The following is a 24,631-nucleotide window of genomic DNA, read 5'->3' as shown; positions in this document are numbered from 1 at the left end:
CGACACGGTCTCGGCTAGCGCCTCGCCCGGCTCAACGAGCGAGCGGCGACAGGCTCGACGAGCGAGCGGCGGGCGAGCGGCTGGCGAGCGGTGGGCGAGCGGCGAGCGAGCGGTGGGAGAGCGGTGGGCGAACGGCGGGCGAACGGCGACAGGCTCGACGAGCGAGCGGCGGGTGAGCGGCGACGGGTTCGGCGGGTGAGCGGCGACGGCCTGGAGTGCTCGGTCAGCGGGCGGCGGCGGCCATCCGGGCGATCACCGAGGACGCCTCCTGGGCGGTGCTGCCCTCGTTCGCCAGGTGTGCCATCGCCGGATCGAGTTCGCGGCCGTGCTTGGCCATCGCCTGGGCATACAGGCGGCCTGCGCGGTACGAGGAGCGGACCAGCGGGCCGCCGAGCACCCCGGCGAATCCGAGTTCGGTGGCGTACTCGGAATGCTCGACGAACTCTTCCGGCTTGACCCACCGCTCCACCGGATGGTGCCGCGGGGTCGGGCGCAGGTATTGGGTGATGGTGACGATGTCGCAGCCGGCGTCGTGCAGATCGCGCAGTGCCGATCGCACCTCCTCCGGGGTCTCGCCCATGCCCAGGATCAGGTTCGACTTGGTCACCAGTCCGAAGTCGCGGGCCTGGGTGAGCACGTCGAGCGACCGCTCGTACCGGAACGCCGGGCGGATGCGCTTGAAGATGCGGGGGACGGTCTCCAGGTTGTGTGCGAGCACCTCGGGCCGGGCGTCGAACACCTCGGCCAGCAGCTCCGGATTCGCATGGAAGTCCGGGATCAGGTTCTCCACGCCGGTGCCCGGGTTGTACTCGTGGATCTTGCGGACGGTCTCGGCGTACAGCCACGCGCCCTCGTCGGGCAGGTCGTCCCGCGCCACGCCGGTGATCGTCGAGTAGCGCAGACCCATCGCCCGGACCGATTCGGCGACGCGCCGCGGCTCGTCGGTGTCGAGCGCGGCGGGCTTGCCGGTATCGATCTGGCAGAAGTCACAGCGGCGGGTGCATTGCTCGCCGCCGATCAGGAAGGTGGCCTCACGGTCTTCCCAGCACTCGTAGATGTTGGGGCACCCGGCTTCCTCGCACACGGTGTGCAGGCCCTCGCTGCGAACCAGGCCTTTGAGTTCGGAGTACTCCGGGCCCATCGTCGCCTTGGTCTTGATCCACTTCGGCTTGCGCTCGATCGGGGTCTGCGCGTTGCGCACCTCCAGACGGAGGAGCTTGCGGCCTTCGGGATGCTGGGATGTCACTGTGTCGATCCTACGCTCGGGGGTGCGGATGCTTCCGGATGCATCAACGCTCGATCGGCGTCCAGACATTCCTGAACGTGCGCGGCGACCGGAGCGAGGGTGTCGGCGACGGACAGCGGTCTGCCGAGCTCGGCCGCCAGCGAGGTGACCCCTGCGTCGGCGATCCCGCACGGGACGATCGCGGAGAACACCGCCATGTCCGGGTCGACGTTCAGCGCGAAGCCGTGCAGCGTGACCCCGCGGGACACCCGGATGCCGATCTGACCGAGTTTGCGCTGCCCCGCGTCGTCGTCGACCCAGACACCGGACCGGCCCTCGACCCGGGTGGTCGCGAGCCCTTGATCGGCGCAGAAGGCGATGAGCGCCTCCTCGATGCGGCGGACGTAGTCGACCACGTCGAGCGGCTCGGCGAGCTTGACGATCGGGTAGCCGACGAGCTGACCCGGCCCGTGCCAGGTGATACGACCGCCGCGGTCGACGTCGATCACCCGCGCCCCGTTCACCGGACGGTCCGAGTCCTCAGTGCGCTTGCCGGCGGTGTAGATCGAGGGGTGCTCGAGCAGCAGCAGGACGTCGTGATCGAGTTCGCCGCTCGCACGCTCGGCGGCGAGGCGGTGCTGGAGGTCGTAGGCTTCCTCATAGTCGACGACGCCGAGGGGCCGGACCTCGACGGGACCGGTGGCGGCGCGGGCGGAACCGTTACGCACGGGCGTACTCCAGAGCTGCGGGGAGCGTCGGGTGGGCGAAGGTGAAGCCGCGCGACAGGAGCAGCTTCGGCTCGACGCGCGAGGACGCGAGGATCAGTTCTTCCACGAGCTCACCGCCGACGGCCTTGGCGACGCGGGCGGGAACCTTCACCAGGGATCGGCGATGCAGTGCCCGGGCCAGCTGATCGCTGAACTCGCTGTATCGAACCTGTTGCGGCGCAGAGAGGTTCACCGGGCCGGAGAGGGAATCGTCGTCCAGCACGTGGCGGATGGCCGCGATCTCGTCGGCCAGTGTGATCCACGAGAAGAACTGCCGGCCGTCGCCGATCGGCCCGCCGGCGCCGAGCTTGTACAGCGGACGCAGCCGACCGAGCAGGCCGCCTCGGCGAGACAGCACGGGCGCGGTGCGCAGATGCACCACGCGCGCGCCCACCGCGGGCAGCGCGGCCGCTTCCCAGTCGACGGTCAAATCCGCCAGGAACCCGTCGCCGGGTCCGGTCTCCTCGGTCGCGGCGTCGTCGCCGGTGTCGCCGTAGAAGCCGGTCGCGCTGGCACTGAGGAAGACCGGCACACCGGCCTCGTGGACCGCCTCGGCCAGTACCGCGGTCGGCACGATCCGCGAATCACGCAACTGCTGCTTGACCCAGCCGCTCCACCGGCGGTTGCCCAGACCCAGTCCGCCGAGTCCCACCACCGCGTCGACGCCGTCGAACGTGCCCGGCGGAATCCCGTAGCCCTCGGGATCCCACCGGACCTGATCGGGACCGGTGACGGTGCTGCGCACCAGGCGTACGACGTCGTGCCCGGAACGGGCGAGCGACTCGGCCAGGGCGGAACCGATCAGGCCGTGGCTGCCGGCGACGGCGATACGCATGGGGACGCTGCTACCCGCTCTCTGTGTCGTCGTCGATCAGAGGCCGAGGTCGGCCGCGAACTCGCCGGCCTCCAGGCGCTGACGCACCGTGGTCAGGAAGCGTCCGGCATCGGCGCCGTCGATCAGGCGGTGATCGTAGGTGAGCGGCAGGAAGGCCATCGACCGGGCGGCGATCGATTCGGTGCCGTCGGCCGCGGTCAGCACCACGGGGCGCTTGACGATGGCTCCGGTACCGAGCATGGCGGCCTGCGGCGGCACCAGGATCGGGGTGTCGAACAGGGCGCCCTCGCTGCCGATGTTGGTGATGGTGAACGTGCCGCCGGCCAGCTCGTCGGGCTTGAGGTCGCCGGAGCGGGCGCGGGCGGCGATGTCGGCGATCGCCCGGGCCAGTCCGGCCAGCGACAGATCCTCGGCGTTCTTGATCACCGGGGAGAGCAGGCCCTGCGGGGTGTCCACCGCGATGCCCAGGTGCACGTGCGGGTGATAGGTGATCTCCTTCTTCGCCTCGTCGATCGACGCGTTGACGTTCGGGTGCACCTTGAGCGCCTCGACCACGGCCTTGGCGAAGAACGGCAGGAAAGTCAGGTTGACGCCCTCGGTCGCCCGGAACGAGGCCTTCGCCTGCTGGCGGAGTTGCGCGACCCTGGTCAGGTCGGCCTCGTGCACCTGCGTGAGCTGGGCGCTGGAGGCCAGCGACTCGCGGGTCTTGGCTGCGGTGAGCTGGCGGATCCGGTTGATCTTCTGGGTGGTGCCGATCAGCGCGGTGAGTTCCGGGCTGGCGGCCGGGGCGGCCCGCTTCGCGGGCGCCGCGGACGCGGGAGCGGGGGAGGCCTGCGCAGGCGCAGCGGGCGCCTTCTTGGCCTCGGCCGCGGCCAGGACGTCCTGCTTGCGGATGCGTCCGCCCACCCCGGTGCCGGTGACGGTGGCCAGGTCGATGTCGTGCTCGGCGGCCAGCTTGCGGACCAGCGGAGTCACGTACGGGGTCGACTCCAGGTCAGTCGGCTCCTTGGCGGCCGGAGCAGCGGCGCGCGCGGGGGCCGCTTCCTTCTCCGGCTGGGGTGCCTCGCTCTTCGGTGCTTCGGTCTTCGGTGCTTCGGTCTTCGGAGCTTCGGTCTTCGGGGTCTCGGTCTTCGGGGTCTCGGCGGGCTCGGGCCGCGACGGCGCGGGAGCCGACGGGGCCGCAGCGCCGGGCTCGCCGATCACGGCGAGCTTGCCGCCGACGGCGACGACGTCGTCGGTGTCGGCGACGATCTCCAGCAGCACGCCCGCATACGGGGACGGGATCTCGGTGTCGACCTTGTCGGTGGAGACCTCCACCAGCGGCTCGTCGACGGCGACGGTGTCGCCGACGGCCTTGAGCCAGTTGGTGACGGTGCCCTCGGTGACCGACTCGCCCAGCTCGGGCATGGTCACGGCCTGCCCCTCGGCGGGCGCAGACGAAGAAGCGGCCGGGGCAGACGAGCCGGTTTCGGGAGCGGGCTCGGCCTCGGTTTCGGGTTCCGGCTCGGAAGCGGGTTCGGCCGCGGGTTCGGAAGCGGCGGCCGAGTCGTCGCCGGCGGCCTCACCGGCTTCGCCGATCAGCGCCAGCTGACCGCCGACCTCCACCACGTCGTCCTCCTGCGCGACGATCTTGATCAGCACGCCGCTCGCCGGCGCCGGGATCTCGGTGTCGACCTTGTCGGTGGAGACCTCCAGCAGGGGCTCGTCGGCGGTGACCGTGTCGCCCTCGCTCTTGAGCCACTGAGTGACCGTGCCCTCGGTGACGCTTTCACCCAGTGCGGGCATCTCGACGGAGAAGGCCATGCGTTTTGCTCCCTTGAATCAAGTCGTGAAATCGATCCGCGCCGAGGCCGCGCCTCGACTCGCCTGCGTCAAACCCTACCCCGTTGCGCGATGCTCTTCAGGGCGGTCCGTCGTACCCGCGGGTAGGCTTCAGCCGGCGTCGGCGACGTCCTCCAGCACGGCGATCAGCGTCCGGACCGGAACACCCGTGCCGCCCTTGGCGGTGTACCCCCACGGGCCGCCCGAGTTGAACGCCGGACCGGCGACGTCGATATGCGCCCAGCCGATCCCGTCGGCGACGAACTCACGCAGAAACATTGCGGCCGAGAGCATTCCGCCCCACCGGTGATTGGTGACGTTGGCCAGGTCGGCCACCCGCGAGTTGAGATCTGCCCGCAGTTCGGCGGGCATCGGCATGGCCCACCCGTTCTCGCCGGTCTCCTGCGAGAGGCGGGCGACGCGGTCGCGGAAATCGTCGGTGCCCAGGACACCCGGGGTGCGGGTGCCCAGGGCGACCATCTGCGCACCGGTCAGGGTGGCCGTGTCGATCAGGTAGTCCGGTTCGTCCTCGCAGGCGCGCACGATGGCATCGGCCAGGATCAACCGGCCCTCGGCGTCGGTGTTGAGCACCTCGACGGTGGTGCCGCCGTACTGGGTGAGCACGTCGCCCGGACGTTGCGCGGTGCCCGAGGGCATGTTCTCGGCCATCGGCACCGTCGCGGTGACGCCGACGCCGAGGCCGAGCTTCGCCGCGGCGACGACGGCCGCGATCACCGCGGCCGCGCCGCCCATGTCGGAGGTCATCTGCTCCATGCCGGACGCCGGTTTGATCGAGATCCCGCCGGTGTCGAAGGTGATGCCCTTGCCGACCAGGGCCACCGACTTCTCGGCGTTCGACGGCGAGTAGGCGATCCGAACCAGTCGCGGTGGACGGGAACTGCCTTGTCCGACACCGACGATGCCGCCATAGCCTGCGTCGGCCAGTGCCTGCTCGTCGAGAATCTCGACGGTCAGCCCGGCGGCGGCGGCGACTCGGCGGGCCCGGTCGGCGAACTCGCCGGGGAACAGGTGACTCGGCGGGGTGTTGACGAAGTCGCGGGCCAGCGCCACCGCATCGGCGACGACCAGGGCGTGGTCTAGTTCGGCCTTGGCCTGCTTGGACTTCTGCGGCACCAGCAGTCCGACCTGGGACGGCGGCTGCTTCTCCGGCCGCGATACATCCGAGCGGAACTCGTCGAAGCGGTACGCCCCGAGGTAGAAGCCCTCGGCGGCGGCGCCCAGACCGGCGGCCGACAGCGTCGAGACCACGGTGCCCGCACCGTCGAGGGAGCGGATCGCGTTGCCGGCTGCCTGCCGCACGGTTTCCGGCGACTCCGACTCCTCGGCAGTTCCCAGCCCGACGGCCGCCACCAGGCGGACCGGCAGGCCGTCGGGTGCGGGCACGGTAGCGACCTGTCCCTGCTTGCCGGTGGCCTGCACGGCGCGCAGCGCGGACGTCAGGGCCTCGGCGGCGGCGTCGTCGAGCAGATCCTCGGTCACCAGCAGGGTGGGCTCGTCGGTGTTCGGGTCGTCGCCGGACTCGTCGGACGTCTCCGGGGCGATCAGTCCGACGACGAGGACGTCGTCGTCCTTGGACAGGCCGGTCACCAGGTCGATTCGGGGGCCGCGTTGGCGGCTGATGATGTCGTTGCTGCTCACGCCTACCGACTGTAGAGCAACCGCACGGCCAGCCTGCGGCGGTGCGCGGCGCGATACGGTGAGCGCTATGACCGAACTGTTTGCCGGCCCGATCGCCGACCGTCACCGCGCCCTGGGCGCCACCTTCGCCGAGTTCGGAGGATGGGACATGCCCGTCTCCTACTCCGGCACGTCCGTCGAGCACCAGGCGGTGCGTGAGAAGGTCGGCCTGTTCGACGTGAGCCATCTCGGCAAGGCGCTGGTCGCCGGGCCCGGCGCGGCCGCCCTGGTCAATCGCACGCTCTCCAACGACCTGGCCAAGATCGTTCCGGGCAAGGCGCAGTACACGCTCTGCTGCAACGAGCGCGGCGGCGTGATCGACGACCTGATCGCCTACCTGGTCGGCGACGACGAGGTGTTTCTGGTGCCCAACGCGGCCAACACCGCCGCCGTCGTCGCCGCGCTCTCGGCCGCCGCCCCCGACGGCGTCACGGTGACCGACCAGCACCGCGAGTACGGCGTGTTCGCGGTCCAGGGACCCGAGGCGCCCGCGGTGCTGCATGCGCTCGGCCTGCCGTCCGAGATGGAGTACATGGCGTTCGCCGACGGCACCGTGGACGTGGACGGCGCGTCGTGTCCGGTGCGCGTGTGCCGCACCGGATACACCGGCGAACGCGGCTACGAGGTGCTGCCCCGTTGGGCCGACGCCGGCCCCGTCTGGGACGCGCTGCTGGGGGAGGTCACCGAGCGCGGCGGCCTGCCGGCCGGCCTCGGCGCCCGCGATACGCTGCGCACCGAGATGGGCTACGCGCTGCACGGGCACGAACTGAGCGAGGACATCACCCCGGTCCAGGCCCGGTCGGGCTGGGCCGTCGGCTGGAAGAAGCCGGAGTTCTTCGGGCGCGAGGCCCTGATCGCCGAGCGGGAGCAGGGTCCCGCACGCCGCCTCACCGGTCTCAAGGCCACCGGTCGCGGGGTCCTGCGCGCCGGCTGCACCGTCCACCTGTACCCGGGCGGCGAGGCGATCGGCGAATGCACCTCGGGCACCTTCTCGCCGACGCTCAAGACCGGCATCGCGCTGGCCTTCCTCGACACCCTCGCCGGGCTGAAAGCGGGCGACGAGGTGAGCGTCGACGTCCGCGGGCGGGCGGTGCCGTGCATCGTCGTCGATCCGCCGTTCGTCGAGAGTCACGTCTGAGCCGACCGGCTCGCCTGGCGGGGAGCCGGTCGGTGAACCCGGTCTGAAAACCGGTTGGACAGGCGGCGCTATCCTAGGCTGATGACCCTGGAGTTCGCGCTTACCGATCATCCCCACCCCGTCTCGGACGGGCGCCGCAACGAGATCCTGTCCGCGCCCGGCTTCGGTAACCACTTCACCGACCACATGGTGACGGTCGACTTCGACCGCGATCGCGGCTGGCACCGCGCGATGGTGACCCCGTACGGCCCGATCGCCCTCGATCCGGCGGCGATGGTCCTGCACTACGCGCAGGAGATCTTCGAGGGGCTCAAAGGCTACCGGCAGCCGGACGGTTCGATCGCGGCATTCCGGCCCGAGGCCAACGCCGAGCGCTTCAACAACTCCGCTCGCCGCTTGGCGATGCCGGAGTTCGACGTCGATGACTTCATCGGCGCGCTGCGCGCCCTGGTCGCCGTCGACCACGGCTGGGTGCCTGCGTCCGGCGGCGAGGAGTCGTTGTACCTGCGGCCGTTCATGTTCGCGACCGAGCCGAGTCTGGGGGTGCGTCCGGCGAACGAGTACCGATTCGTCGTCATCGCCTCGCCGGCCGGCGCCTACTTCTCCGGCGGTGTGAAGCCGGTCAGCGTCTACCTGTGCACCGAATACGTCCGCGCCTCGCCGGGCGGCACCGGCGCGGCCAAATTCGGCGGCAACTACGCCGCCTCGCTGCTCGCGCAAGCGCAGGCCGCCGAGCAGGGCTGCGACCAGGTCGTCTGGCTCGACGCGGTCGAGCGCCGCTACATCGAGGAGATGGGCGGCATGAACCTCTTCTTCGTCCTCGGCACGGGGTCGGACGCCGAGATCGTGACGCCGGAACTGTCCGGGTCGCTGCTGCCGGGAATCACCCGCGACTCGCTGCTGACCCTGGCCGCCGACGCCGGGTACCGCGTCAGCGAGCGGAAGATCTCCACCGAGGAACTGCGCAAGGGCGCGGCCTCAGGGGAGATCTCCGAGGTCTTCGCATGCGGCACTGCGGCGGTGATCACTCCGGTCGGCCGGGTCAAGAGCGACACCGACGACTACCTGATCGGCGACGGCGCCACCGGCGAAGTGACCCAGGCCCTGCGGGACACCCTCACCGGGCTGCAGCGCGGCACCTTCGCCGACATCCACGGGTGGATGACCACGCTCTACCCGTGAGCTCCGGCTGTCCGATGAGCTTCGCGGATCGGCCGCCGCTCAGAGGAGCAGGAGCACCAGGGCGAGCGTGGTGCTCAGCTCCAGGGTCGCGCCGAGGACGTCGCCGGACACTCCGCCGATGCGCCGCGCACAGTGGCGGGTGAACACGGTGGCGAACGCCGCGACCGCCGCCACCGCGACGACCGCACGGACGGCGGCGGACCCGGAGAACTCCGCTGCGGGGGGATCGAGCCATCCGGCGCCGCCGGCCGCTGCGGCCGCGAACAGCAGCCAGACGACGACCGACGTGCGCGCAGTGCCGGCGACCAGTGCGCCGAAGCCGTCGGGGTTCGCCGAGGGCAGGCCCCGACGGCAGGCGACCACCACCGCGATCCGTCCGAGGAACACGGCGAACGCGATCGCGAACCAGCGGTGATCGCCGGCGAGCGCGCCGATCGCCGCCGCCTGGAGGAGCAGTGCCAGCGCCAGCGTCGCGGCGCCGAACGGTCCGACGTCGCCCGAACGCATCACGGCGCGCACGCGCTCAGGGGCGCCGTAGCAGCCGAGGCCGTCGGCGGTGTCGGCGAGCCCGTCCAGATGCATGCCCCGGGAGATCAGCGCCAGGAACGCCACGCACAGAGCGCCGGTGACGAGATGCGGCAGCTCGGTGAAGCCGAACCCGAAAGAGATTGCCGCCGTGAGTGTTCCGATGATCAATCCGAGCACCGGTACGACGGCGATCACCCGGGTGCCGTCGCGCGCGTCGGGAGCCGACCGCGGTTGGGGGACGGGTACGACGGTCAGCCAGCTCGCGGCGAGGTGCAGCGCACCGGTGCGCGGACCGTCGCCGGACGTCATCGTTGCTCGTGTGAGACGCCGGCGCCGTCGAACGTCGCCATGTCCAGGAGGATGTCCACCGCATCGCTGACGACGGGCAGCGCCGTCGCCGCGCCGGACCCCTCGCCGAGGCGCATGGACAGTTCCAGGACCGGCTCCAGCCCGAGTTCGGCCAGCGCGAAGCCATGGGCCGGCTCGGTGGACCGATGCCCCGCGCACCACCAGGCGCTGGCGCCGGGGGCGAGCGCGTTGGCGACCAACGCGGCGGAGGTGACGACCATGCCGTCCAGGATCACCGGTGTGCGACGGACCGCCGCCTGGGCCAGGAAACCCGCCATCGCGGCGAAATCCGGGCCGCTGACGGCCGCCAGCAAGGAGAGCGGATCGTTGCGATGGCGGCGCCCGAAGCGCAGGCCGTCGCGGATCGCGGCGGTCTTGCGGATCCAGGCCGCGTCGTCGATCCCGGTGCCGCGACCGACCACCACCACCGGCTCCTTGCCGGTCAGCGCGCCGGTGAGCACCGCCGCCGGAGTGGTGTTGCCGATCCCCATGTCGCCGGCGATCAGCAGGTCGGCGCCGGAGTCGACCAGATCGTCGGCCACCTTGCGACCCGCGGCGAGCGCTCGGCGTGCCTCACCGAGCGTCATCGCTTCACCGCGGCGCAGATCGCCGGTGCCTCGTCGTACCTTGTAGCGCGCGATGTGCGGGTCTGTTTCGTCGGCGTTCACCGACAGGTCGAACACGGAGACGCTCGCTCCCGCACGCCGAGCGAGGACATTGATCGCGGCCCCGCCGTCCGCGATGTTGGCGACCATCTGGGCGGTCACTTCGGGTGGGAACGCCGAGACGCCGTCGGCGGCCACCCCGTGGTCGCCGGCGAACACGGCGATGTGCGGCGCGGTGATCCGGCGCGGCGGGCAGGCGCCCTGGCACGAGGCGATCCAGACGCCGAGGTCCTCCAGCCGGCCCAGCGAGCCCGGCGGCTTGGTCAGATTCAGCAGGCGGGCCCGGGTCTGCTCGGCCACGTCCTCGTCGGGCAGGTCGACGACGGGGAAGACCTCGGCGTCGGTGGGATCGACCGCGGCAGGGGACTCGGCTGGGTCTCGATACGGCTCGGCCAGGTCTCGATACGGCTCGGCTTGCGCCTCGCCTACTCGACCACCGGCTTCTTCGCCTACTCGACCACCGGCTTCTTCGCCTACTCGACCACCGGCTTCTTCGCCTACTCGACCACCGGCTTCTTCGCCTACTCGACCACCGGCTTCTTCGCCTACTCGACCACCGGCTTCCTCGCCTACTCGACCACCGGCTTCCTCGCCTACTCGACCAGCGGCTTCCTCGGTCTGCTGGGTGGGTTCGACGGCTTCCCGGGGGGAGGCCAGGGCGACCACGCGGCCGGCGACGATCAGTTCGGCGTCGTCGCAGGCGGCGGCGACGGCGAGGTTCGCCGCGCCGAGCACGTCGGCGAAACGCCGACCGCTCGCGCTGGTGGGCACCACCGACAGCCCCACCTCGGGGCTGACGATCACCAGTGCGCCGCGGAACTCGCCGACGGCGTCGGCCAGGTCGGCGATCTCGCCGGCCAGGTCGACCGCCGGATCGTCCCAGCCGCCGGCGGCGTCGAGCAGTCCGGTGACCCAGTTGCCCAGATCATCGATCAGCACCGCGGCGTCCGGGTGGGCCCTCAGCTGCGCCGCCAGGTCCAGGGTCTCGACCACGACGTACCGGTCGTCGCGCCGATCGCGGTGGGTCTGCACACGGCGCGCCCAACCGAGGTCGGCGGGGTCCGGCGGGGCGCCGGTCGCCAGGTAGCGCACGGCCGGACGGTCTGCGAGAAGCCGTTCGGCGCGCGCGGACTTGCCCGAACGGGTCCCGCCCAGGACCAGGGTGCGCATCGGCGGTTAGACCTCGTCGCCGACGCTGACGCGCGGCCGCGGAGCACGCATCATCCGCAGCTGCATTGCGCGCGTGAACGCGTACAGGCCCAGTTTGAAGCCGGTGTCGGTGCTCTCCGGGAAGCGCTCGCGGACCCGCTTGTTGACCATGCGGCCGAGGATCACCGAGTCGATCACCATGAAGACGACGAACAGCAGCATCACCAGATTGATGTACACCGCGAAGTTCGGAACCATCATCGCCACGATCAGCAGGACGGCGAACGGCATGAACAGCCCGGCGAAGTTCCGGCGCGAATCGACCAGGTCGCGGACATAGGCGCGAACCGGTCCGCGGTCGCGGGCGATCATGTACCGCTCGTCGCCGGACATCATCTTCTCGCGCTGCTCGGTGCGAGCCCTGGTCCGCTCGGCGCGCAGTTGCTTGCGCTCCTCCTTGGTCAGCGTGGCCTTCTGCGCCTTGCGCCGCGCCCGCGCCTCCGCGCGCGTGGTCGGCGGCGGCGCGACCGGCCCGGTGCGGCGTGCCTGCGCCTCGCGGCGCTTGGGAGTCGGGCGGCCCTTGCCCGGCGTCGTCGCGCCTGCGCCCTTCTTGGCGGGCGCACCGTCGTCGGTGCTCGCAGCGGACGACGCGGAGGTGTCGGCGGTGGTCTCGTCGGCGGTCGCGTCGCCGGCGTCGGCGCCGGATTTCCAGGGCAACTTCACCCCTCCAGGCTAGGACATCCCCGATCGCCGCCGCCCGTCGGCCGGGCGGAATAGAGTGCGACCCCATGACCGACGGGGAACTGGGCGCGGCCGGCACGGGCCGCAGTCGCGGGTGCCGCGTGGTAGTGATGCCGGACTCGTTCGGCGGCACGCTCGACGCGGCCGCTGCCGCCGCGGCCATCGGGGCCGGTTGGCAGACGGGTCGGCCGCACGACACGGTGGTGCTGGCTCCGCAGTCCGACGGGGGTCCCGGCTTCGTCGAGGTGCTGGCCGCGTCACTCGGCGGCGAGCACCGCAACCTGACCGTCGAGGGTCCGCTGGGCGACCCGGTAGGGGCGTCGTGGCTGCGTCGCGACGCCACCGCGTACGTGGAGGCGGCACAGGCCTGCGGGCTGCCCCTGCTGCCGGAACCGCCGGATCCGCACAGCGCCTGGTCGGCGAGCACCGCCGGGGTCGGCGAGCTGATCTCCGCGGCCGTCGCGGCCGGCTGCCGTCGGATCGTGGTCGGACTCGGCGGGTCGGCCACCACGGACGGGGGACGGGGAGCAGCCGCCCGGCTCGGCGGGCTCGCCGCGGCCCGGCGGCTGTTGCGCGACGTCGACCTCGTGGCGGCGACCGACGTCGACAATCCATTGCTCGGTCCCGGCGGGGCCGCGGCGGTGTTCGGGCCGCAGAAGGGTGCCGACGCCGCGACGGTCGCTCGCCTGGAAGAGCGTCTCGCCGGGTGGGCCGACCACCTCGAGGCCACCGCCGGGCACGATCTGCGTGACGAACCCGGGGCCGGCGCGGCCGGCGGCCTGGGCGCATTCTTGCTGGCGTGCGGCGGCCGTCGTACTTCCGGGGCGCAGTTGGTCGCCGCCGAGACCCACCGGCGTGACCAGATCGCCGCGGCCGATCTGGTGATCACCGGGGAGGGGCGACTCGACGCGCAGACGCTCTGCGGGAAGCTGGTCGCGGTGGTCGCGGAAGAGGCCGCTGCGGCGGCCGTGCCGGTCCTGGTGCTGGTCGGCCAGACGCTGCTCACCGCCGCCGATTCGGCTGCCGTCGGCGAGGTGCATTCGCTGGTGCACCACGCGGGCTCGCTCGCCGCGGCGATGACCGACGCGGGGCCGCAGCTGACCGGTCTCGCCGCGAGGCTGGCGGCCCGGTGGGCGGGCCCCGGCGGCGTCGCACTGGGGGAATAGATCCGGGCGAGGTACCGTTGAAGAGTCGACGCACGTAATGCATCGCGCGGCCGGAGATCTCGGTCGTGCGCGTGAATGACACGAGGGAGCACCCATGACCACCGTCCAGAATGAGACCGCACAGTCGGGTGTGGTTCTGACCGACTCGGCCGCCGCCAAGGCCAAGGCACTCCTCGATCAGGAGGGCCGCGACGACATGGCGCTGCGCATCGAGGTGCAGCCGGGTGGCTGCGCCGGCCTGCGCTACCAGCTCTACTTCGACGATCGCACCCTCGACGGCGACATCGTGACCGAGTTCGGCGGCGTCAAGCTGGCCGTCGACCGGATGAGCGCGCCGTACATGAAGGGTGCCACGATCGACTTCGTCGACTCGATCGAGAAGCAGGGCTTCACCATCGACAACCCGAACGCGACCGGCAGCTGCGCCTGCGGCGACTCGTTCAACTGACCTCGCACGACGACGACCGCTTCCCCTCCACAGGGGGAGGCGGTCGTCGTCGTTGTGGGGCGGTTTAGGCTGAGCGAATGTTCATTGCCGTATGCGGGTCGCTGGCGACCGATCATCTGATGAAGTTCCCCGGCAAGTTCTCCGAGCAACTGCTCGGCGACCAGCTGGAGCACCTCTCGCTGAGCTTCCTCACCGAGGACCTGATCGTGCGCCGCGGCGGCGTCGGCGGGAACATCGCGTTCGCGATCGGTGCGCTCGGCGGCGCGCCCCTGCTCATCGGCGCCGCCGGCGAAGACTTCGCTGAGTACCGCGAGTGGCTCACCGACCACGGCGTCGACTGCCGCGGCGTGCGGATCTCCCGGACTCAGCACACTGCCCGCTTCATGTGCACCACCGACACCGCGATGGCCCAGGTGGCGTTCTTTTACCCGGGCGCGATGTCCGAGGCCCGCGAGATCGACGTGACCGAGGTGTTCGACGAGACCGGGCGCCCCGACCTCGTGCTCATCGCGCCGGACGATCCCGACGCGATGGTCCGCCACACCGAACTGTGTCGCGACCACCGGATCCCGTTCGCCGCCGACCCGTCCCAGCAGCTCGCACGCCTGGACGGCGAGACCGCGCGCGGTCTGATCGACGGCGCCAAGTACCTGTTCACCAACGAGTACGAATGGGGTCTGCTGCGCAAGAAGACCGGGCTGTCCGAATCCGACGTCGCGGAGATGGTGGGCGTCCGGATCACCACCCGGGGTTCCGACGGCATCGACATCGTCCCGTCGGACGGCGACGCGATTCACGTGCCGGTGGTCCCGGTCCGGGAGGCGCAGGATCCGACGGGCGTCGGGGACGGCTTCCGAGCCGGCTTCCTCTCCGGACTGGCCCGCGGACTGCGCTTCGAGCGGGCCGCGCAGCTGGGCGCGATGATCGCCACCCTGGTGCTCGAGTGCGACTCGACGCAGGGCTGGACGTGCGACGACCGGGAAGCGATCGCCCGGATCCGGGACGCCTACGGCGAGGCGGCCGCAGCGGACATCCACGCCGTCCTCTGAGGGCTCCTCCGGCAGAAGTGCCTGCACGTCTTACCGGGACGTAGCCTCCGGCCCGCCGTGCTGTCGATGCAGGCGAGAGTGCGCGCCGGGGCCGGTCCGCCGTCACGGCGGGACAGCCGTGAGCGCTGGACCGGGGCCTACACCACCACCGGGTAGTCGCGCTCCTCGATCTTCGGGTCGATGGTGCCGTCGACGAAGATCCCGTACCAGATCATCAAGCACAGCACCGTCCAGATGCGGCGGCTGTTGTCCACCACGCCGGCGCGGTGCTCGTCGAGCATCTGCAGGACGAAGCGCTTGTCGAAGATCTCGTCGGTGTCGGAAGCGGTGATCACCGCGCGCGCCCACTCGTACATCTCGGTGCCGGCCAGCCAGTGCCGAAGGGGCACCGGGAAGCCCAGCTTCTTCCGGTGCAGCACGTGCGCCGGAACGATCTGCTCGAGCGCGCGGCGCAACGCGTACTTGGTGGTGCCGTGCGCCAGCTTCTGGTCGAAGGGGAGTCCCTCGGCGACGGCGAAGACCTCCTTGTCGAGGAACGGCACGCGCAGTTCCAACGAGTTGGCCATCGTCATCTTGTCGGCCTTGACCAGGATGTCGCCACGCAACCAGGTGAACAGGTCCAGGTGCTGCATGCGCGCGACCGGATCCATCCCGCGGCTCTCGGCGTAAATCGGCGCGGTCACGTCGGTGTGCATCCACTCGGGCCGGAACTCGCGCAGGACCCGGCGCAGGCGCTCGTCGTCGAAGCTTCGCGCATTCCCGTAGTAGCGCTCTTCGAGCGTCAGCGAGCCGCGGTGCAGCAGGCTCTTGCCGCGCTTGCCCTCAGGGATCTTCTCCGACACCCGGCCGGCCAAGCGGCGCAGGCCCGGGGTCAGCTTGTCGAAGGGCTTCAGCGAGAGCGGCTCGCGGTAGATCGTGTAGCCGCCGAACAGTTCGTCGGCGCCCTCGCCGGAGAGCACCACCTTCACGTGCTTGCGCGCCTCGGCGGCCACGAAGTACAGCGGGACCAGCGCGGGGTCGGCGACCGGATCGTCGAGGTACCAGATGATCTTCGGCAGTGCCTCGATGAACTCGGCGGGACTCACCACCTTCACGATGTGCCGGGCGCCGATCGCCTCGGCCGACTCGGCGGCCACATCGACCTCCGAGTAACCCTCGCGCTCGAAGCCGGTGGTGAAGGTGATCAGATCCGGGTTGTGCTGAATGGCCAGCGCAGCGATCGCGGTGGAATCGATTCCGCCGGAGAGGAACGAGCCGACGGTCACGTCGGCGCGCATGTGCTTGGCGACCGAGTCCCGCAACGCATCGGCGATCTCGTCGTAGCGCGCCTGGTCGTCGTCGCGCGCGAACGGGCGCACCTGGAAGCGCGGCGTGAAGTAGCGGGTCACCACAGGGTCCGTGCCCGGTGTCAGCCGCGCATAGGTGCCCGATTCGAGACGGCGGATGTTCGCGTGCAGCGACTCCGGCTCCGGCACGTACTGCAGGACGGTGTAATGCTCGATCGCCCGGGCGTCGAGCGTCGCGTCCAGCCCGAGCGCACCCAGCAGTTCCAGCAGGCTCTTCTTCTCGCTGCCGAACGCGGTGCCGCCCGGTCCGGTGGCCAGATACAGCGGTTTGATCCCGAACGGGTCGCGGGCGAGGAACAGCGACTCGGTCACCGTGTCCCAGATCGCGAACGCGAACATGCCGCGGAGCTTGGTGAGGACCGCCGGTCCCCAATGGTGGAATCCCACGACGATCGGCTCGCCGTCGCCGCCGGTGTGGAACTTCGCGCCGAAGGTCTCCTCCAGCTCGGCGCGCAGTTCGAGATAGTTGTAGATCTCACCGTTGAACGCGAGAGCGTAGCGATCGGGCTGCTCCGGCGGCCCCCACAGCAGAGGTTGCGGCGAATGCTCGATGTCGATGATCGACAGCCGGTTGAAGCCGAGCGCGAGGTCGTCGTCGTGCCAGGTAAGGGCATCGTCGGGACCGCGGTGGCGCATACAGTGCGAGGCCTCCGCGATCAGGTCGACGATCGACGACGCCGAGCCGTCCCTCGTGAGCATTCCGAGCAAACCGCACACGTTGGCGCCCTTTCGAGTCGATGGAGCCGGGCGAGAATCACCCCGCGAGACGTCGTTCCGTACGCCCCGCGCGACCACCTACTATGCCGCAGAGCACGGAGCGGGAGCGAACCCGGCGGGGTCGTCGGCACGCCGAACACGAGTCTTTGTCCAGTTCGGCGGACCCCGGGACACGGGGGACGGCCCCAATCGCGACCAGTTCGCCGCGTTGGTCTACGCTGCGTAGTACATGGTGCGAGAATGACCTAGACGCGAGTGCAGCTCGTCGTGGCCGTCTCGCGCAAGAACAGCTCCCTGTCAGCAGGAAGGCGTGAAATTGACTCACGGTGGACGTTCGTCGGCCCGGCGTAACTCGGGTGCGTCGCGCACGGTGAAGCGACTGGGCGCGCTGGGCGCGCTCGCGCTCGCCGCGCTGGTGACCTCCGGTTGCTCTCCGGAAGAGGCGGTGCGCTTCGGTTGGCCCAGCGGCATCACCCCGCCGGCCAAGGAGATGCTGCACCTGTGGCAGTGGGCGTGCATCGCGGCCCTGATCATGGGTGTCTTCGTCTGGGGCCTGATCTTCTGGACCATCACGTTCCACCGGCGCAAGGGCAACAAGGACGCCACGGCGACCGACCCCGCCGAGGAACTGCCGCGTCAGACCGGATACAACGTGCCGCTCGAGCTGGCCTACACGGCGGTGCCGTTCGTCATGATCGCGGTGCTCTTCTACTTCACCGTCATGGTGCAGACCAACGTCGAGCGCAAGGAGCCCAACCCGCCCGTCGTCGTCGACGTCACTGCGTTCCAGTGGAACTGGAAGTTCGGTTACAACACCGTGCGCCTGGCCGACGGCACCGAGCTGGTCACGCCGGCCGACGCCAAGAAGGGCAGCCCCTTCGATCTGCAGGATCCCGAGTACTACGAGCACGACGGCCACGAGGTGGAACTGCCCGGTCCCGCCGGCGGCAAGGACGCCGATGTCCGCGACTACCTGACCTTCGACAAGATTGAGACGCTCGGCACCTCCTCGGAGATCCCGATCCTCGTTCTGCCGACGGACACGCGTATCCAGTTCGACCTGGCGTCAGCCGACGTCGTCCACTCCTTCTGGGTTCCCGAATTCCTGTACAAGCGCGACGTGATGCCGTTCCCGAAGGAGAACCATCAGGATCCGAGCTTCCAAATCGAGAAGATCGAGCGCCCGGGTGCCTTCGTCGGCCGCTGCGCGGAGATGTGCGGCACCTACCACGCGATGATGAACTTCGAGGTCCGGGCAGTGTCGCCGGAGGTCTTCGAGGCCTACATCAAGTACCGGCTCGCGAACCCGGAGAAGAACAACGCCGAGGCGCTGTCCGCGGTCTGCCAGCAGCCGCAGTCGGTGGTCACGGTGCCGTTCGACACCCGTCGGGTCGCCACCACCGACACCCCGGAGTACCTGGGTGACGCGAACGACACGACCATCCCGAACTGCACGCTTCCCCAGTCCCAGGAGAACTGAGCCATGAAGATCGAAGCGCGAATCTTTGAAGCCATCGCGGTGTTCTTCCTCGTGATGGGCGTGATCTACACGGTGTCGACGCACTTCTACTACACCGGGATCGAGTGGGCGGGCGCGATGTGCCTGTACTTCTCCGCCGCACTCTCGATTCTGGCGGGCTCGTACTTCCGGTTCGTCGCTCGTCGCGTGGAGATCCGGCCGGAGGACTACGAGGAGGCCGAGATCGAAGACGGCGCCGGGGAACTCGGGTTCTTCAGCCCGCACAGCTGGTGGCCGATCATGGTCGCCATCGGCGCATCGCTGTTCGCGATCGGCTTCGCGACCGGGAACTTCTGGTTTGCCATCGGGGCCGCGGTGATGATCCTCGCTTCGGCTTCGGGCCTGGTCATGGAGTACTACGTCGGCCCCGAGAAGCACTGACTCCCGACCCACACCGTTCTAGCACAGCCAGCCCGCGTCCGGATTCTCCGGACGCGGGCTGGCTGCGCTTGCGACCGCACCGAAATGTGGGTGTCCGGCACCGTGATCTCGTCGTGGCACCGTCGGTCGGGGGTGCCACAACGAGTGGACGGTGCCGGGCACCCTGGCGTCGACCAGTACCGGCTCGCCCGCGTGACGATCGAGGGGCCGGCTCCTGGGCGTCGTTTGTCGACGGCGCTTGAAATCTGAACGGTATCGGCGCTCGAACTGTGCACACTCTGCCAACGATTGGAGTGTGATCACTGTGGACGACCGGGCGTTGATCCGCAGGCTCGCTGCTGACGGGGTGCCGAAGGCGCGGATCGCCGAGCAACTGCGTATCAGCCGTACGACGGTGGTCGAGGCGGCGGCCTCGTCGGGTCCGCCGAAGTACGAGCGGAAGTTGTCAGCGACGCGTGAATACTGACCCCCGGGCGACGGGGCAGGTTCCAGTCATCCTTGCAACACCGATGTCGATTCCGGGGTGCGCGGCACCCTCCCTTCAGGTGGACACGGTCCTGAGGGCGAAGCTCGCACTGTCAGCGGCCACGGAGGACACTCCGACGGCACCGAAACGTGGGTGCCCGGCACCGTGATTTCGTTGTGCACCCTCAGTCGAGGGTGCCAGAGCGAAACGTGGGTGCCCGGCACTCTCCTTTCTGCCGGCCGGCAGGACGGCGTCGTCGAAAGGTCGTGTCGGTGGATCCGCGGGTGGCGGGTCCTGGGCAGGCAGGGGAGGGGAGGGGCGCTGCCAGAGCACGTCGAAACGACGGAGGCCGCCTCGCGAGTGCGAGGCGGCCTCCATCGTGCCTGATCTGGCGTGGCTCAGTCTTCGTGAGCCTTGCCGCCGCGGGCCTGGAGCTCGAGGAGAGCGTCCTTCTCGACCTCGTGCTGATCGTGAGCGATCTTCACGTTCAGCTCCTGCTGGTCGGCGGGGTCCGGCGTCAATGCCGAACCGGTGCCGTGGTTGCCCGCGAAGCCGAGCTTGTTCATTCGCTTCGGCAGCGCCGCGCCCTCGTAGGGGAGCGGGATCGGGTGACCGTGGCTGTCGACCGGGCCGAGCGGCTGGTGGATCTCGATGTACTCGCCGATCGCTTCGCGCCGGATGATGCCCGACTCGATGCCGTGCGCCAACACGTCTCGGTCGCTGCGCTGAAGCGAGATGGCCCAGCGGTACGCGATGAAGTACACCAGCGGCGGGAGGACGATCAGTCCGATACGGCCCATCCACGTGGTCGCGTTCAGCGAGATGTGGAACTTGTACGCGATGACGTCGTTCATACAGCTGATCGTGAGGATGATGTAGAACGTCAGGGCCATCGCGCCGACCGCGGTGCGGACCGGAGCATCACGCGGGCGCTGCAGCAGGTTGTGCGGCTCCTTGTCGCCGGTCAGCGCCGATTCGATCCACGGATACGCGAACAGCAGGGTGAACACCACGCCGATCACGGCGACGACCCAGAAGATGGCCGGGATCGTGTAGTTGCCCAGGTAGAGCTCCCACGCAGGCATCAGGCGGGCGAAGCCGTCCGTCCACATCATGTAGATGTCCGGCTGGGAACCGGCCGAGACCTGCGCCGGGTTGTACGGGCCGATGTTCCAGACGGCGTTGATCTGGAATATGCCGGACATCAGGGCGATGGCACCGAAGGTGATCGCGAAGAAGGCACCGCCCTTGGCCGCGAAGACCGGGAGGATCCGGACGCCGACGACATTGTTCTCGGTGCGGCCCGGGCCGGGGAACTGCGTGTGCTTCTGGTACCAGACCAGGGCCAGGTGAGCACCGATCAGCGCCAGGATGATGGCCGGGAAGATCAGCACGTGCAGCACATACAGGCGCGGGATGATGATCATGCCGGGGAAGTCGCCGTCGAACAGGGCGAACTGCAGCCAGGTGCCGATCAGCGGAATGCCCAGCACGATACCGCTCATCGCGGCGCGAACGCCGGTGCCCGAGAGCAGGTCGTCCGGAAGCGAGTAGCCGAAGAAGCCCTCGAACATCGCCAGGAGCAGCAGGAAGCAGCCGATGACCCAGTTCGCCTCGCGCGGCTTGCGGAACGCACCGGTGAAGAAGATGCGCATCATGTGCACGATGATCGACGCGGCGAACAGCAGAGCCGCCCAGTGGTGGACCTGCCGGACGAACAGACCGCCGCGGACCTCGAAGGAGATGTCCAGCGTGGTCTCGTACGCGCGGCTCATGGTGACGCCGTTGAGGGGCTGGTAGGCGCCCTCGTAGGTCACGTGGGCCATCGACGGGTCGAAGAACATCGTCAGGTAGACGCCCGACAGCAACAGGATGATGAAGCTGTAGAGGGCGAGCTCACCGAGGAGGAACGACCAGTGGGTCGGGAAGACCTTGTTGATCTGGCGGCGCATGCCGGCTGCCATACGGTACCGGACGTCCGCTTCGTGCGCCTGCGTAGCAAGGCGGTCAGCGACGGTCATGACTTACGCTCCCAGAATGCCGGTCCGACGGGTTCGATGAAATCGCCGTTGGCGACCATGTACCCCTGATTGTTCACCGCGATCGGCAGCTGAGCGAGAGCACGCGCGGCCGGTCCGAAGACCGCCTTGCCGTACTCGAGCGCGTCGAACTGCGACTGGTGGCACGGGCAGAGAATGCGCTGCGTCTGCTGCTCGTACAGAGAGGTCGGGCAACCGAGGTGGCTGCAGACCTTGGTGTAGGCGTAGTAATCGCCGTAGTTGAAGCTCTCCTGACCCTGGCGTTTGATCACCTTGGCCGCGTCGGCCGGACGCAGTCGGATGAGCATGACCGGGTTGCGGACCGCACGCAGGCTCTTGAGGAGCTTGTGGCGCGACTCCTCGGTCTCGCCGTAGCCGTCGGAGACTCGCCACGGGAACACGGTCTCCATCGCGCCGGCGTCGAGATCCTCCGGACGGACCAGGGCGACCTGGTACGGATTGCCGGTGTCGCGCCGCAAGAAGACGGTCTCGTTGGGGGTCACGTCGTGGATCGGCGACCATCCGGTCTGCCACAGATCATCCTTGGGGTTGGCCCACGGGTTCTTGATGAACCCGCCGATCGCGGCGATGCCGCCGGCGAAGGCGAGCGACCCGAGTCCGAAGATCGCCGAACCGATGATCATCTTGCGGCGGGGGAGGGTGCTGGTCTCCAGCGAGTCGGCGAGCTCGGCGCCGATGGTCTTCTGGTCGACCTTCTCCGAGGGGCCGTCGTGCCGCTGCTGCACCGAGATCTCCTGCGGGATGAACCGCTTGGTGATCTGGATGACGCCGAAGCCGAAGAACAGGATCGCCAGACCGAACGTGACGCCCAGTGCCGGGGTGTAGAAGGTGTACGCCCAGTAGCCCGGCTCGTCGGGCATGACGAACTCCCAGTGGTTCCACACGAAGAGCGCGAACCCGGCCAAGGCCAGCAGACCCGAGAGGATGAACCAGACGGCGACGATGCGCTCGGAGCGCTTCTCGGCCTTGGTGCCCTCGACCGGGTAGCGGGGCTCCCGGTAGATGATGTCGACGTCGTCGAGGTTGGTGCCCAGCTTGACGAGCTCGTCGCGTGACATTGCGTCGAGCTGGTCGCCGGTCGGGGCGTCTTTACTCGTTGCGCTCAATTTCGTGATCCAATCCACATCGCACCGGCGATGATCGCCGTCACTCCGACAAACCACATGACAATGCCTTCAGAGACCGGTCCGAAGCCGCCCAGGGCGAGCCCGCCCGACGGGTTGGCCGAGTCGACGTACCGGACGAAGCCGATGATGTCCTTCTTCTCCTCAGCCGACAGCTGCCGATTGGAGAACTTCGGCATGTTCTGCGGTCCGGTGAGCATGGCCGTGTACAGCTGCTGCTCGTTGACACCGGACAGGGTGGGGGCGTACTTGCCGCTCGACAGGGCGCCGCCACGGCCGGTGAAGTTGTGGCACGACGCACAGTTGAGGCGGAAGAGTTCGCCGCCGCGGCCCAGGTTGTCGCCCTGCAGCGATTCCTGAGCGAGAACCGGGAGACCGGTTTCCGGGTTGCGCTTGATCTCGCCGTTGTCGTCGCGCTCGTACATCACGCGCGGCCCGCCGCCCATCGCCTGGATGTAGGCGCCGAGCTGATCGATCTGGACCTGCGTGAACTTCTCGGTCTTGCGGGCGGCCTGAGCCTCACCGCGGGCGGCCGGCATGCGGCCGGTGGAGACCTGGAAGTAGACGGATGCGTCGCCGACGCCCAGCAGGGTCGGGCCGCGATCGGGCACACCCTCGAGGTTCTGGCCGTGGCAGGTGACGCAGGAGGTCTCGTACAGCTGCTTGCCGGCCTCGACGAGCTGCGCGGCGTTGGCATCCGCGGTGGCGACCTGAGGCTTGGGCGTCAGCAGACCGGCCAGCAGCCCGGCGGCGATCAGGCCGAACATCAGGAAGGCGGTGGCTCCGGCACGACGGCGCAGCTTACGGCGCGACTTCGCGCGGCGCGCCTCGGACTTGCCGGAGCTGGGGACGCGCTCGGTCGAGGCGTCGTCGCCCAGCGGCTGTGACGAACTCGGTGGAGATGATCTCATCGGTGACTCTCTACTAAGCGATTGGACTGTTCGGCGTTCGAATGTTTCGGGTTGCCGCGGGCTACTGGACGAAGTAAATGACGACGAACAGGGCGATCCAGACGATGTCGACGAAGTGCCAGTAGTACGACACGACGATCGCGGCCGTCGCCTGGGCGGGCGTGAACTTCGAGAGCCGGGTGCGGATCAGGAGCAGGACGAAGGCGACGAGACCACCGATCACGTGCAGACCGTGGAAGCCGGTCGCCATGAAGAAGACCGAGCCGTACGACGACGAGGACAGGGTGACGCCCTCGCCGTAGAGCACGACGTATTCGTAGGCCTGGCCGCAGACGAAGAAGAGACCCATCAGCAGGGTGATGGTGTACCAACGGCGCAGTCCGAAGACGTCGCCTTTCTCGGCGGCGAAGACGCCGAGCTGGCACGTCACGGAACTGGCGATCAGCACGAGCGTCACCGGAATGGCGAGGGCCAAGTTCAGGTGAGCCGGCGGCTGAGGCCAGTCAGTCACGGTGTTGGCCCGTGCGACGAAGTACATCGCGAACAGGCCGGCGAAGAACATCAACTCGCTCGACAACCACACGATGGTGCCGACGCTGACCATGTTGGGTCGGTTCAGCGAATGCACACGCGAGGTGATGGCGGTTCCAGGGGTACCCACGGCGCTAGTCACATGGAAAGTATGACGGTTCGTAGTAAGTCATGCCCACCCGGGTCCCAAATTGGCTGAAATTTGTTCTGTCCCTGCAGGTGGAGAGTGGTTCTGCTGCCGCGGCACCGGCGTGTCTGCACGCGCGTGCGGGCGATCGGACGGGGGCGGGATCGGTACTCTCACGGTCGGAGCGGCCTGGGGCGGGGCGCGGTCGCGGGTGAGATGCGGTGACAGGCCCGATCGGTGATGCGGAAGAAGGAGCGCTGGCATGGCCCGATGGTGGCGGCGGCGGACGCGGGCGCCGCGGGATGCGGCAGCCGAACTGATCCGTGCGCGAGTGCTGGTGGAATGCCACGACGAGGCGGCCGCGGTCTCGTCGGTGCTGGCGAGCGCAGGGTACGGACGGAACGACGATGTGCTGCTCCGCCACCTCGTGTTCGTGCCCGACCGGCACGCCGCGGCCTTCGCCGCCCGGTTGCGTCCCGACGGCTATGTACCCGCCCCGCTGCTGGCGACGGACCCGTCGCCACCGGCCGGGCTGGTGCCGGTGGCTCTGGGCCGGGTGCAGGCCGTCGACGCCCAGTCGGTGTCGCGCGAGCGTGCGCTGGTCGGTTCGATGACCGCGCGGATGGGCGGCGTGGTGGGCGGCTGGGCCGTGTTGGAGGCTGCGGACGTGGAGCCGACCTCCGGATAGT

Annotated in this window: 22 protein-coding genes; 9 read left to right on the top strand and 13 right to left on the bottom strand. The window is 69.4% G+C overall.

The features are described 5' to 3' along the window. Positions 1 to 223 precede the first annotated feature (223 nt). The 5 genes from lipA to C6V83_RS13025 all read right to left on the bottom strand — a co-directional run bounded on the left by lipA (position 224) and on the right by C6V83_RS13025 (position 6,307). Positions 224 to 1,246, bottom strand: a complete 1,023-nt coding sequence (gene lipA / locus C6V83_RS13045; protein ID WP_234353722.1) for a lipoyl synthase — start codon at positions 1,244 to 1,246, stop codon at positions 224 to 226. Then, positions 1,243 to 1,953 (bottom strand): lipoyl(octanoyl) transferase LipB, encoded by a 711-nt coding sequence (gene lipB / locus C6V83_RS13040; protein WP_105942759.1) that lies wholly within the window; start codon positions 1,951 to 1,953, stop codon positions 1,243 to 1,245. The genes lipA and lipB overlap by 4 nt, the downstream gene beginning before the upstream one ends. Beyond that, on the bottom strand, positions 1,946 to 2,827 hold the full coding sequence (locus C6V83_RS13035) for a TIGR01777 family oxidoreductase (RefSeq protein WP_105942758.1): 882 nt from the start codon (positions 2,825 to 2,827) through the stop codon (positions 1,946 to 1,948). The genes lipB and C6V83_RS13035 overlap by 8 nt, the downstream gene beginning before the upstream one ends. A 36-nt stretch (positions 2,828 to 2,863) precedes the next feature. Further along, on the bottom strand, positions 2,864 to 4,630 hold the full coding sequence (gene sucB, locus C6V83_RS13030) for a 2-oxoglutarate dehydrogenase, E2 component, dihydrolipoamide succinyltransferase (RefSeq protein WP_105942757.1): 1,767 nt from the start codon (positions 4,628 to 4,630) through the stop codon (positions 2,864 to 2,866). A gap of 129 nt (positions 4,631 to 4,759) precedes the next feature. Further along, the gene (locus tag C6V83_RS13025; RefSeq protein WP_105942756.1) at positions 4,760 to 6,307 is read right to left on the bottom strand and encodes a leucyl aminopeptidase; all 1,548 of its coding nucleotides are present in this window, start codon (positions 6,305 to 6,307) and stop codon (positions 4,760 to 4,762) included. A gap of 67 nt (positions 6,308 to 6,374) precedes the next feature. Here C6V83_RS13025 and gcvT point away from each other — a divergent pair, with 67 nt between their 5' ends. Together gcvT and C6V83_RS13015 are read left to right on the top strand one after the other, a co-directional pair. Then, a complete protein-coding gene (gene gcvT, locus C6V83_RS13020) occupies positions 6,375 to 7,484 on the top strand; it encodes a glycine cleavage system aminomethyltransferase GcvT (protein ID WP_105942755.1) in 1,110 nt (369 codons plus the stop codon). An 81-nt stretch (positions 7,485 to 7,565) separates the two neighbouring features. Continuing rightward, entirely contained in the window at positions 7,566 to 8,666 is a 1,101-nt protein-coding gene (locus C6V83_RS13015) for a branched-chain amino acid aminotransferase (RefSeq protein ID WP_105942754.1), read from the top strand. 39 nt (positions 8,667 to 8,705) lie between these two features. Here C6V83_RS13015 and C6V83_RS13010 read toward each other — a convergent pair whose 3' ends face one another. From C6V83_RS13010 to C6V83_RS13000, 3 genes are read right to left on the bottom strand one after another with little or no spacing between them, the layout of a single operon-like run. Beyond that, a complete protein-coding gene (locus tag C6V83_RS13010) occupies positions 8,706 to 9,503 on the bottom strand; it encodes an adenosylcobinamide-GDP ribazoletransferase (protein WP_105942753.1) in 798 nt (265 codons plus the stop codon). Continuing rightward, positions 9,500 to 11,377 carry a nicotinate-nucleotide--dimethylbenzimidazole phosphoribosyltransferase gene (gene cobT / locus C6V83_RS13005; RefSeq protein WP_105942752.1) on the bottom strand — a complete coding sequence of 626 codons (1,878 nt, stop codon included), beginning with the start codon at positions 11,375 to 11,377 and terminating at the stop codon, positions 9,500 to 9,502. The genes C6V83_RS13010 and cobT overlap by 4 nt, the downstream gene beginning before the upstream one ends. A gap of 6 nt (positions 11,378 to 11,383) precedes the next feature. Continuing rightward, entirely contained in the window at positions 11,384 to 12,079 is a 696-nt protein-coding gene (locus C6V83_RS13000; protein WP_105942751.1) for a DUF3043 domain-containing protein, read from the bottom strand. Positions 12,080 to 12,144: 65 nt separating this feature from the next. Between C6V83_RS13000 and C6V83_RS12995 the strand changes: the two genes are divergently transcribed. The 3 genes from C6V83_RS12995 (at position 12,145) to C6V83_RS12985 (ending at position 14,760) form a co-directional block, all read left to right on the top strand. Then, positions 12,145 to 13,263: a glycerate kinase family protein gene (locus tag C6V83_RS12995; protein ID WP_105942750.1), complete on the top strand. Its 1,119-nt coding sequence runs from the start codon at positions 12,145 to 12,147 to the stop codon at positions 13,261 to 13,263. A gap of 94 nt (positions 13,264 to 13,357) precedes the next feature. Next, the gene (locus tag C6V83_RS12990) at positions 13,358 to 13,711 is read left to right on the top strand and encodes a HesB/IscA family protein (RefSeq protein WP_105942749.1); all 354 of its coding nucleotides are present in this window, start codon (positions 13,358 to 13,360) and stop codon (positions 13,709 to 13,711) included. A gap of 77 nt (positions 13,712 to 13,788) precedes the next feature. Beyond that, positions 13,789 to 14,760, top strand: a complete 972-nt coding sequence (locus C6V83_RS12985; protein ID WP_105942748.1) for a carbohydrate kinase family protein — start codon at positions 13,789 to 13,791, stop codon at positions 14,758 to 14,760. Between the two features lie 137 nt (positions 14,761 to 14,897). Here the strand turns inward: C6V83_RS12985 and asnB are convergent, their stop codons facing one another. After that, positions 14,898 to 16,823 (bottom strand): asparagine synthase (glutamine-hydrolyzing), encoded by a 1,926-nt coding sequence (asnB, locus tag C6V83_RS12980; RefSeq protein WP_105942747.1) that lies wholly within the window; start codon positions 16,821 to 16,823, stop codon positions 14,898 to 14,900. A gap of 310 nt (positions 16,824 to 17,133) precedes the next feature. Between asnB and ctaC the strand changes: the two genes are divergently transcribed. The 3 genes from ctaC to C6V83_RS18375 all read left to right on the top strand — a co-directional run bounded on the left by ctaC (position 17,134) and on the right by C6V83_RS18375 (position 19,189). Next, positions 17,134 to 18,303, top strand: a complete 1,170-nt coding sequence (gene ctaC / locus C6V83_RS12975; RefSeq protein ID WP_105942746.1) for an aa3-type cytochrome oxidase subunit II — start codon at positions 17,134 to 17,136, stop codon at positions 18,301 to 18,303. 3 nt (positions 18,304 to 18,306) lie between these two features. Further along, entirely contained in the window at positions 18,307 to 18,723 is a 417-nt protein-coding gene (locus tag C6V83_RS12970) for a cytochrome c oxidase subunit 4 (RefSeq protein WP_105942745.1), read from the top strand. A 295-nt stretch (positions 18,724 to 19,018) separates the two neighbouring features. Further along, a complete protein-coding gene (locus tag C6V83_RS18375; protein ID WP_159067515.1) occupies positions 19,019 to 19,189 on the top strand; it encodes a helix-turn-helix domain-containing protein in 171 nt (56 codons plus the stop codon). A gap of 398 nt (positions 19,190 to 19,587) precedes the next feature. Here the strand turns inward: C6V83_RS18375 and qcrB are convergent, their stop codons facing one another. From qcrB to ctaE, 4 genes are all read right to left on the bottom strand, one after another. Next, positions 19,588 to 21,210: a cytochrome bc1 complex cytochrome b subunit gene (qcrB, locus tag C6V83_RS12965; RefSeq protein WP_105942744.1), complete on the bottom strand. Its 1,623-nt coding sequence runs from the start codon at positions 21,208 to 21,210 to the stop codon at positions 19,588 to 19,590. Continuing rightward, complete coding sequence (gene qcrA, locus C6V83_RS12960; protein WP_105942743.1) at positions 21,207 to 22,355, bottom strand: cytochrome bc1 complex Rieske iron-sulfur subunit; 1,149 nt, start codon at positions 22,353 to 22,355, stop codon at positions 21,207 to 21,209. The genes qcrB and qcrA overlap by 4 nt, the downstream gene beginning before the upstream one ends. After that, positions 22,352 to 23,284: a cytochrome bc1 complex diheme cytochrome c subunit gene (gene qcrC / locus C6V83_RS12955; protein WP_105942742.1), complete on the bottom strand. Its 933-nt coding sequence runs from the start codon at positions 23,282 to 23,284 to the stop codon at positions 22,352 to 22,354. The genes qcrA and qcrC overlap by 4 nt, the downstream gene beginning before the upstream one ends. Before the next feature lie 61 nt (positions 23,285 to 23,345). Further along, a complete protein-coding gene (gene ctaE / locus C6V83_RS12950; protein ID WP_105942741.1) occupies positions 23,346 to 23,957 on the bottom strand; it encodes an aa3-type cytochrome oxidase subunit III in 612 nt (203 codons plus the stop codon). A gap of 247 nt (positions 23,958 to 24,204) precedes the next feature. On the opposite strand from ctaE, the gene C6V83_RS12945 reads away from it, so the two are divergent. Continuing rightward, complete coding sequence (locus C6V83_RS12945; RefSeq protein WP_105942740.1) at positions 24,205 to 24,630, top strand: hypothetical protein; 426 nt, start codon at positions 24,205 to 24,207, stop codon at positions 24,628 to 24,630. The last annotated feature ends 1 nt before the right edge of the window (position 24,631 follow it).

Source organism: Gordonia iterans (genome assembly GCF_002993285.1).
Lineage (GTDB): Bacteria > Actinomycetota > Actinomycetes > Mycobacteriales > Mycobacteriaceae > Gordonia > Gordonia iterans.
Note: the sequence above shows the minus strand (reverse complement) of the source record. Positions and strands in the feature narration are given on the sequence as shown.